The 9,172-nt window shown below is 77.6% G+C and carries 8 protein-coding genes; 6 read left to right on the top strand and 2 right to left on the bottom strand.

Translation table 11 applies throughout. The annotated features are described in order from the left end of the window. Positions 1-119 precede the first annotated feature (119 nt). Positions 120-488, bottom strand: coding sequence for an STAS domain-containing protein (locus ACI8AC_RS24850; protein ID WP_456900533.1), 369 nt, complete (start codon positions 486-488; stop codon positions 120-122). Between the two features lie 217 nt (positions 489-705). Here ACI8AC_RS24850 and ACI8AC_RS24845 point away from each other — a divergent pair, with 217 nt between their 5' ends. Together ACI8AC_RS24845 and ACI8AC_RS24840 are read left to right on the top strand one after the other, a co-directional pair. Next, positions 706-996, top strand: coding sequence for a hypothetical protein (locus ACI8AC_RS24845; protein WP_456900532.1), 291 nt, complete (start codon positions 706-708; stop codon positions 994-996). A 225-nt stretch (positions 997-1,221) separates the two neighbouring features. After that, positions 1,222-1,536 (top strand): hypothetical protein, encoded by a 315-nt coding sequence (locus tag ACI8AC_RS24840; protein ID WP_456900531.1) that lies wholly within the window; start codon positions 1,222-1,224, stop codon positions 1,534-1,536. 38 nt (positions 1,537-1,574) lie between these two features. On the opposite strand, the gene ACI8AC_RS24835 is transcribed toward ACI8AC_RS24840, so the two are convergent. After that, positions 1,575-4,589: a sacsin N-terminal ATP-binding-like domain-containing protein gene (locus tag ACI8AC_RS24835; protein ID WP_456900530.1), complete on the bottom strand. Its 3,015-nt coding sequence runs from the start codon at positions 4,587-4,589 to the stop codon at positions 1,575-1,577. A gap of 71 nt (positions 4,590-4,660) precedes the next feature. Between ACI8AC_RS24835 and ppk2 the strand changes: the two genes are divergently transcribed. From ppk2 to ACI8AC_RS24815, 4 genes are all read left to right on the top strand, one after another. After that, positions 4,661-5,593, top strand: coding sequence for a polyphosphate kinase 2 (ppk2, locus tag ACI8AC_RS24830; protein ID WP_456900529.1), 933 nt, complete (start codon positions 4,661-4,663; stop codon positions 5,591-5,593). 45 nt (positions 5,594-5,638) lie between these two features. Next, positions 5,639-6,457 carry an IclR family transcriptional regulator gene (locus ACI8AC_RS24825; RefSeq protein ID WP_456900528.1) on the top strand — a complete coding sequence of 273 codons (819 nt, stop codon included), beginning with the start codon at positions 5,639-5,641 and terminating at the stop codon, positions 6,455-6,457. A 123-nt stretch (positions 6,458-6,580) separates the two neighbouring features. Further along, positions 6,581-7,555 carry an ABC transporter substrate-binding protein gene (locus ACI8AC_RS24820; RefSeq protein WP_456900527.1) on the top strand — a complete coding sequence of 325 codons (975 nt, stop codon included), beginning with the start codon at positions 6,581-6,583 and terminating at the stop codon, positions 7,553-7,555. Then, positions 7,552-9,141: an FAD-dependent monooxygenase gene (locus tag ACI8AC_RS24815; protein ID WP_456900526.1), complete on the top strand. Its 1,590-nt coding sequence runs from the start codon at positions 7,552-7,554 to the stop codon at positions 9,139-9,141. The genes ACI8AC_RS24820 and ACI8AC_RS24815 overlap by 4 nt, the downstream gene beginning before the upstream one ends. The last annotated feature ends 31 nt before the right edge of the window (positions 9,142-9,172 follow it).

The raw sequence follows: 9,172 nt of genomic DNA, 5'->3' as shown, positions 1-9,172 counted from the left end.
ACGTGCAAGGACGGGGCCACCCCCACACGGCCGACACATCCCACAGCAGGACAGCAAGGCGTCGGTCAGGCGGAGAGTCAGACCACCAGGGGTGACCCCGTCCCCTCACATCCTCACTGTCAGGCGGCGCTGCCGGCCCCCGGCTCGACGCGCTCGACGGACAGGAGGTCCCACAACCCGGTGATCTGCAGCGGCCGGATGACGGCGCTACCGGAGGCGAGGACCCGCAGCCGCGACCCGCCCTCGGTCGCGCGCCGGTGGGCGGAGGCGAGGACGCAGAGGCCGGCGGAGTCGAGGAAGGTCACCGCGTCGAGGTCGACGACGACCTGACGCGGGGCCCGGGCCAGCGCCTCGTCGAGCGCGGCCCGCAGGGCGGGGGCCGTCGAGGAGTCCACCTCGCCGGCGACGGTCAGGTGCAGGGCGGTGTCGTTCCCGGAGAGGGCGACGGACACCAGGTCGTCGCCCGGGAGGGAGGGGGTCACGGTCACGGAACGCCTCTCAGGGGAGAGCGCGAACCCGAACGGAGAACCCCGAGCGGTGCCGGGGTGCGGCGCGGAGTCCGGCAGTCGTGCAACGGCTGACCTGTTGAACCGCTGCCTGCGACGGTAGGCACTCGGCTCCTCGCCCGCAAGGGTCCCGCCCGCCCCCCGGCCCACCTGCAACCCACTCGTCACACGGGCGCGCGGGCGGCGGATACTGGACCGCGTGCAGCGAGGGATCGTGGTCGGTGGCGTCGCCTGGGCGCTCGGCTCGGCCCTGGCGTTCCTCCTCCTCGACCCGATCCTGGCCGCGTTCCTCGCGATCATCGGCCTGTGCCTCTGGGTGGTGGCCTTCCTCGCCCGGGACTGGGACCGGCACTCCTCGTTCGAGGAGCGCGAGCTCCACCGTGCCCGCCGCCGCGCCGCGCAGCGCGAGCGGACCCGGGGCGCCCGCGACCGGGACCGCGCCCGGTGGGAGGCCCACCAGCGGCGGAGGAGCGGGCGGGAGACCGGGTAGCCCGGTCTCCCACCGGGGCGCCGCCGGGTGATCGGTGGACCGCCGGAAACCGGTCGACGCGGACGGCGCGGGGTCCCTACCGTCCTCCCATGCGCTCCTGAGCACGCCACCGCGTCGCGCCGCGGGTCGAGCCCCGCTCCCCGCCGTCCCCTCCCGCCCGGTCTCCGGGCGCTCCTGCCCGTCCGGCTGCCCTCGCGCAGCCCTGCCCTCCCCCAGGAGGCCGGCATGCCAGGCCGCGCGTCCCGTCCCACCCGTCCCGGCCGCTCCCCCGACGGCCGCTCCCCCGACCGCGGTCCCCTCGGCGCGGCCGCCGCCCGCGCGATCCTCCCCGAGGCCGAGGTGGCCGCCTTCGACCGCCTCGCCCGTTCGGTCCCCGCCGCCCGCGCGGGATCCCTGACCGCCGAGCAGTGGCTGTCGCTGCACCGCTCCCGCCGGGCCGGCGGGGGCCGCGGGTCCACCGGCCGGCCCGGGCGCGGGAGCGGCCGGCCGTCTCCGCACGGCCACGCGCCGGGTGCGCTGGCCATCCCGCGCTGGCAGTAGCCGGCCCGGCAGCCCGTTACCGGGGAGGCGCCGTCGGCTCACGGGCCGACGGCGTCCTCGGCGGCCAGCTCGTCGGGGCGGCCGGGCTCGGCGAAGGCCTCGGCCAGGGCCTGCCGGCGGGCCCACGCCCCGGCCCGCCAGGCCAGCGCCCGCCCCAGGGCCCCGGGGGAGCCGTCGACGTGGTCGACCCCGTCGCCCGGCCACCAGCTCACCGGCCGGCCGCCGGCCCGCAGCGTGGCGTGCGCGGCGACCTCCCCCGGGGGCAGGTCGGTCCCGAGCCGGGCCGCGGCCAGCGCCGCACCCGGCAGGTCCGCCCACCGCTGCCGCCGCACCGGCGTGCTCTCCACCTGCGCGCGGACGACCTCGGAGGCCAGCGGCAGGTCGAGGAGGTCGGCGACCGCGGCCGGGGCACCCCCGGCCGGGACCAGGGGCCGGTCGACCAGCGGGTGCAGCCACGGCACGTCCAGCACCACCGCGTCCTCGGCCGCCACCACCCGGCCCGGCGCCACCCGGACCCGCTCCGGCGGGTCGGCGTCCACCCCGTCCAGCGCGGCGGCCAGCCGGGCGTACAGACCCGGCAGCACCTCCGGCCGCACGGTGCGGCGCGGGTCACCGAGCCGGTCGAGGAGGTCGAGGGCGTCGTCCACGTCGGCGAGCACGTCGTCGACCGAGGCCGGCGGGCGGAGCAGGTCCAGCAGCCGGCCATCCGCCCGTGCCGGTTCGTACAGCCCCTGCAGCTCCCGCGCGCCGGGGTGCCGCAGCCGGCCGGGGCGCTGCCCGTCGAGGACCGGGTGGGTCAGCAGCCACCAGCGCAGGTACCCCGGCACCCGGACGCCCCCCAGGTCGACGTCCGCCCATGCCGGGGCCGGCAGCTCCGTCAGCAACGCCAGCGCACCGCCCCAGTCGGCGACCAGGTCCAGGTCGCGCACCGCGGTGAGCACCGGCCACACCGGCGGCGGGGCCTCCGGCGGCAGCCGGTCGAGCACCGCGTCCGCCCACTCCCCGGCACCGTCGACGTCGAGGTCGTCCGGGTCCTCGGCGGTGAGCAGGGCGAACCCGTCGAGCACGCCGACGGCGCGCAGCGCGGCGGGGTCGCCCGCCAGCGGGGAGCGGGTGTCCAGCGTCCCGAGCGCACCCCGGTCGAGGACGGCGTCGAGGGGCGACCCCGGCAGCACGAGCTCGCCGGCCGGCGCCCACCCGCCCGCGGCGTCCGGGAGGGCGAGGTCGGCCAGCCAGGGCAGCTCGCCGGGCGCGGGTCCGGCCGCGGCGACCAGTGCGAGCACCGCACCGGCGAGGGCCGCCGGGTCGGCGGCGTGGCGGTCCTCGACGGCGGGGTCGGCGGTGGGGCGGTCCTCGACGGCGTCCACCGACGCCGCCACGGCCGCGCGGACGGCGGGGTCGGCGAGCACCCCGGCCGCGGTCGCCGGCCGGGCGCCCAGGCGCTCGAGCAACCGGCGTGCCGCCGTGGGCGCGACCGCCCCGGGGTCGGCCAGCCGCAGGCCGAGCGGCTCCAGCCGGTCGACCGGCAGGCCCGGGTCGGGCAGCAGCACCCCGGCCGGCCCGTGCGCCGTGCGGCCGTCGGCCAGGGGCACCGGCAGGGCGGCCAGCTCCTCCCGGTCGGCGCCGTCCAGCGCGGCGTACAGCGCGGCCCACCAGGCGGGCGGCCGGGCCAGCCCGCGGACCGCCTCGACCACCTCGGCCGTGCCGACCCGGCGCACCCCCAGCGCGGCCAGCGCCGGGGCGTCGCCGCGGCCCGACCAGCCGGCCGGCAGCAGCCCCGGGACCGCGTCGCTGAGCGCGGCCACCCGCTCGGGGGTCGGCTCGGCGAGGGCGGCGGCACGGCCGGGTTCCTGGCGCGCGTCGGGGTGCCCGGCCACCGGCAGCCACGCCGTGGACCGCAGCCGGTCGAGCACCGCCGTCCCGAGGGCCGCGTCGAGCGGGGCACCGGCCAGCCCGACCCGGGGGACCAGGGCGAGCACCGCGGGATCCGCGCCGAGCCCGGCGACGAGCGCGGCGTAGCCGTCGGCGGCCTCGGCGACCAGGGCGTCGGTGACCGGGCCGGGCAGCACGTGCCGGCGGTCGGGGCCGAGCGGGAAGGGCGCCACCAGGCGGGCGGGGAGGGTGAGCGGCTCGTCGCTGGGCGTGGGCGCGTGCACCTGCTGCGGCAGCGGGAGCGGCGCGGGCCGGCCGTCGTCGTCCAGCGGCACCGCCCAGGTCACCGTGAAGCCGCGGCGGGCCCGCTCCTCCACCGGCCGGTCGGCCAGCAGCGCGGCCGGCAGCTCGCCGGAGCGGCGGGCGCACCGCCAGGTCGTCGTCCGCCCGTCGTCGGTGAGGTCGACGGCGTCGCCCCGCACCCGGGCCGCCAGCGTGCGCACCAGCCCGTCGACGGCGACCTCGACCGTCGCCAGCCCCGGCAGGGCCAGGAGCAGCTCGGCGGTCAGCGCTCCGAGCGCGGTGCGGACCGCGACACGCGACCCGGCCCGCAGCGGCAGCACCACCTCGGTGGCGAACCCCTCCGGCGGGGAGCCCGCGGCCGGCCAGGGCAGCCGCAGCACCGGCACCGCGCCCTCGCGCCGGGCGAGCTCGCCGGCCAGCGCGGGCACCGCGGCGACCTCCTCCCGGGTGCGCGCGGCGCTGAAGACCACCCCGCCGGTCGTGGAGTGCACGAGCGGCTCGTCGGTGACCGCCAGGACGGCGGCGAAACCGACACCGAAGCGGCCGACGGTGCCCGCTCCGTCGCGCTTGGCCGACGCCCGCAGCGACGCGAGCCCCGCGACGCCGGCGGCGTCCAGCGGGGCCCCGGTGTTGGCCGCCCGCAGCAGCTCGCCGCCCGCGCCGTCACCGGCCAGCTCGAGGCGCAGCCGGCCGGGCTCCCCCGCCTGCGCGGCCGCGTCCGCGGCGTTCTGCGCCAGCTCGACCAGCAGCCGGTCCCGGTAGCCGCCGCGGACGAGGTCCTCCTCGGCGTTGGCGTCCTCGCGGAACCGGGCCGGCGAGTCGGTCCACGCGGCCAGCGCCCGGCGGCGCAGCCCGGCGGTGTCGAAGGGGTCCGGCACGGGCGACAGCATCCCAAGGACGCGCCGCCCGGGCGCGTGGAACACCCGGCCCCGCGGGTACCGGGTGCGCCGTGAGCGAGATCGACATCTCCCGGTACCGGCTCCAGGCACTGCCCGGGGAGGACACCGACGAGGACTGGGACGACGACGGCGAGCTGTACGGCCCGGACGGGCGGCGGGTGGAGACCTGGCGGGAGGACTACCCGTACGACGAGCGGCTGGGGCGCCCGGAGTACGACCGGGAGAAGCGGCGGCTGCAGATCGAGCTGCTGCGGCTGCAGCGCTGGGTCAAGGACACCGGGCAGCGGGTCGTCGTCCTGTTCGAGGGACGGGACGCCGCCGGCAAGGGCGGCACGATCAAGCGCTTCACCGAGCACCTGAACCCGCGCGGGGCCACGGTCGTCGCGCTCGAGAAGCCCTCGGAGCGCGAGCAGACCCAGTGGTACTTCCAGCGCTACGTCGGGCACCTGCCGGCGGCCGGGGAGATCGTGCTGTTCGACCGCTCCTGGTACAACCGCGCCGGCGTCGAGCGGGTCATGGGCTACGCGTCCGACGCGGAGTACCGGCTGTTCATGCGGCAGGCCCCCGAGTTCGAGCGGATGCTCGTCGAGGACGGCGTGCACCTGGTCAAGTTCTGGTTCTCGGTGTCCCGGCACGAGCAGCGCACCCGGTTCATCGTCCGGGCGCTCGACCCCGTGCGGCAGTGGAAGCTCTCCCCCACCGACCTGGCCTCGCTGGACCACTGGGACGACTACACCGCGGCCAAGGAGGCCATGTTCGCCGCCACCGACACCGGGTGGGCGCCGTGGACGGTGATCCGCAGCAACGACAAGAAGCGGGCCCGACTGGAGGCCATCCGCTACGTGCTGTGCCGGATCCCCTACGACGGCAAGGACGAGTCCGTGGTCGGCCGGCCCGACCCGCTGGTCGTGGTGGCCGCCGCCGACGTGCTGGAGAGCGACCGGGCGGCGCTGGAGCGCGAGGACCTGCTCCCGGCCCGCTGAAGCGGGGTTCCGCTCACCGCGCGAGGCGGGAGCTACGGTTCCGCCATGCCGAACACGCGCCCCGACGCGGAAGCACCGGCCCGGTCGGCACCGGGACCCGCGCCGGCGTCGGCGATCTCGGTGGACAACGCCCTCCAGCTCCTCCAGCTGGTCGGGGAGCGCCAGGCGCTGCGCGTGGCCGAGGCCGCCGACCTGCTGGGCGTGGCCCGTTCCACCGCGCACCGGCTGCTCACCGCCCTCCGCCGGCGCGGTTTCGTCGTCCAGGACCGGCCCAACGGCGCCTACCGGCCCGGACCGGCCCTGTACGAGGTCGGCCTGGCGGTGGCCGGCCGCATCGACGTCCGGCGGATCGCCCGGCCGGTGCTCGAGCAGCTGCGCGAGCAGACGCAGGAGACGGCGAGCCTGGCGGTGCTGGAGGGGCCCACGGTCCGCTTCGTGGACGGTGTGGAGAGCACGCGCTCGGTGCGCGTCGGCAACCGGGTCGGCGTCGTCCGCCCGGCGCACGCGACCGCCGTCGGGAAAGCCGTCCTCGCCGCACTCCCGGAGGAGGAGCTCGCCCGGGTCTACCCCGACGGCCGGCTCCCCCCGGCGGCCACCGCGGCCGCCATCGGCGACCTCGACACCCTCCGCGCGGAGCTGGCCGCGGTGCGCGCCCGCGGCTACGCGGTCAACTGGGAGGAGAGCGCCGACGGCATGTGCGCGGTGGGCGTCGCCCTGAGCGCCCCCCTCGGGCACCCCCGCGCCGCGCTCGGGCTCGCAGCGCCGATCAGCCGGGTGCGGGACGTGGCCGGCATCGAGGCCCTCGCGCCCGTCCTCCTGCGCGGCGCCGAGCTGGTGCACCACCGGTTGCGCGGGGGCGGTTGAGGCGGAGTTCGACTCTGCGGAATCTCCTTCGATTGCTGGTCCGCGCAGCGGAACGCTGGTTACCGTCCCCTCCACACGGGTGGCGCCGACCACACGGTGCCCCGCCCCGAGAGGAGACCTGCCATGACCGCCCGGTCCCGATCCGCCACCGCCCTCACCGCGGCGGCGTTGCTCCTGACCTCCTGCGGGGACTCCGGGACCGCCGCGGGGGACAGCGGCGGGGACGAGGGCGGGCTGACGACGGTCACCGTCGCCGACACCGCGGGCGCGCCGCTGGTCTTCCTGACCTACGGCGAGCAGGAGGGCCACTTCGAGGACGCCGGTCTGGACCTGGAGATCACCTCGTCGGCCGGCGGGGCGACCGTCATCCCGCAGCTGGTCGGGGGCGACCTCGACGTCGCCGGGTCCAACGTGGTGTCGGTGCTCATCGCGGCCGCCGAGGGCCTGCCGCTGCGCATGGTCGCCGGCGGCACGAGCACCTCGGAGGACCCGGAGCAGGACTTCTCGGCGCTGATGGTGCGCGGGGACAGCCCGGTGACCGACATCGCCCAGCTCGAGGGTCAGCGGGTCGCGGTCAACACCCTGCGCAACATCAACGACATCGTGCTCGGCTCGATGCTCGAGGACGCCGGTCTGGACTACGACAGCGTCGAGTTCGTCGAGCTGCCCTTCCCGGACATGGCGGCGGCGGTGACGGCCGGTGACGTGGCCGCCGCCGCGGTGATCGAACCGTTCGTCACCGCGGCCGAGCAGCAGGGCCTGCGGATCATCGGCCGCCCGTACAGCGACCTGCGCCCGGGGCTGCAGATCGGCACGTACGTCATGAGCGCGCAGGCGGTCCAGGAGCGCCCGGAGGTCGCCGAGGCGTTCCTGGCGGGGGTGGAGGCCACCGCGGCGGCCATCGAGGAGGACCCGGAGGCCTTCCGCGCCGCCATCCCGGAGATCAGCGACATCCCCGAGGAGCTCGCGCGGGACGTGCGGATCAACCTCTGGCAGGGCGGTACCGACGTGGAGTCTCTGGAGCTGATCCAGGAGCTGATGCTCCGCTACGACCTCATCGACGAGCCCGTGGACCTCGACGAGGTCGTGGTCGGATGACCGGCCGCCGGATCCGCACCCGGGTCGTCGTCGTCGGCGGGGGGCCGGTCGGGACGGGGCTGGCCATCGCGCTCGGGCAGCTCGGCGTCGGCTGCGTGGTCGTGGAGCGCCGCGCCGAGCCCCAGCCGGTCCCGAAGGGGCAGAACCTCACCCAGCGGACGATGGAGCTCATGCGGGCCTGGGGGGCCGAGGACCGGGTCCGCGCCGGGCGCACCACCTCCCGCGAGCACGAGGTCGGCGGCGTCACCACCTACGGGTCGCTGCTCGGGGAGTACGCCTACGAGTGGCACCGGCGCGCCGCCGTCCGCCCGTTCTACGCCGCGGACAACGAGCGCCTCCCGCAGTACAACACCGAGCGCGCGCTCCGCGCCCGCGCCGGGGAGGTGCCGGACGTGGAGTTCCTCGCCCCCTGGCGGGCGGAGGAGGTCCGCGCGTCCGGGGACGGCGTGCTCGTCCGGGCGCGCCGGGAACCGGGGGACGGGGGGTCGGGCGGGGTGCTGGAGGTCGAGGCCGACTACGCGGTGGGCTGCGACGGCAGCCGGTCGCTGGTCCGCGAGGCCGCCGGGATCCCGCAGAACCGCACCGACCACGAGCAGCTCATGGTGCTGCTGGTCTTCCGGTCCCGGCAGCTCGACGACCTCCTGGAGCGCTATCCGGGGACGTCCTACTTCAACGTCCTGCACCCCCGCCTGGAGGGCTACTGGCAGTTCTTCGGCCGCGTCGACGCCCGGGAGACCTGGTTCTTCCACGCCCCGGTGGACCGGGTCGCGGCGGGCGGTGCCACGGACTTCCGGCCGCTGCTGTGGCGGGCGGCCGGCGCCGAGTTCGACGTCGAGATCCAGCACGTGGGCTTCTGGGACATGCGCTTCGCCCTCGCCGACCGCTACCGGTCCGGCCGGCTGCTCATCGCCGGTGACGCGGCGCACAGCCACCCGCCCTACGGCGGCTACGGCATCAACACCGGCTTCGAGGACGCCGCGAACCTGGCCTGGAAGCTCGCCGCCGAGCTGCAGGGGTGGGCGGGCCCGCGGCTGCTCGACTCCTACGACGCCGAGCGGCGACCTGTGTTCGCCTCGCTGCGCGACGACTTCATCGCCCGGTCCGTCGAGGTCGACCGCGAGTTCCTGGCGACCCACGACCCGCGCACCGACCGGGCCGCGTTCGAGGCCGCCTGGGCGGCGCGGGCCGAGGGCGCCCCCGGGGAGGTCGACGCGTACGAGCCGAACTACGAGGGCTCGCCGGTCGTCGTCGGCGCCGGCGGGCAGCCCGGCGCCACGGGCCGGCACGAGACACGGGCGCGACCGGGGCACCACCTGGCCGCGCAGCCCGCGGGGACGGGCGTGGACCTGTTCGACCGGCTGACCGGCGGGCGGTTCGTCCTCATCCGGGCCGGGACCGCCGGGGACCGGATGGCCGCCGCCGCCGGGCACGCGGGGGTCCCGCTGGACGTGGTCGACGTCGACGCCGCCGTCCGCGACGCCTACCGCGCCGACCTGGTGCTGGTGCGCCCCGACCAGCACGTCGCGTGGGCCGGGGACTCCGACGAGGACGCCGCGGCCGTGCTCGACACCGTCACCGGGCGATAGCACCGCACCGCCCCGGCCGGCGTGGAGCCGG

Source organism: Geodermatophilus sp. SYSU D00758, assembly GCF_054049955.1.
The sequence above is the reverse complement of the archived record's forward strand: the minus strand, read 5'-3'. Positions and strand labels throughout refer to the sequence as shown.

What these genes read in the sequence shown, in the direction of transcription:
- ACI8AC_RS24825 (WP_456900528.1), top strand. Translation starts at nt 5,639, where the DNA reads ATGCCGAACACGCGCCCCGACGCGGAAGCACCGGCCCGGTCGGCACCG.
- ACI8AC_RS24820 (WP_456900527.1), top strand. Translation starts at nt 6,581, where the DNA reads ATGACCGCCCGGTCCCGATCCGCCACCGCCCTCACCGCGGCGGCGTTG.
- ACI8AC_RS24815 (WP_456900526.1), top strand. Translation starts at nt 7,552, where the DNA reads ATGACCGGCCGCCGGATCCGCACCCGGGTCGTCGTCGTCGGCGGGGGG.
- ACI8AC_RS24840 (WP_456900531.1), top strand. Translation starts at nt 1,222, where the DNA reads ATGCCAGGCCGCGCGTCCCGTCCCACCCGTCCCGGCCGCTCCCCCGAC.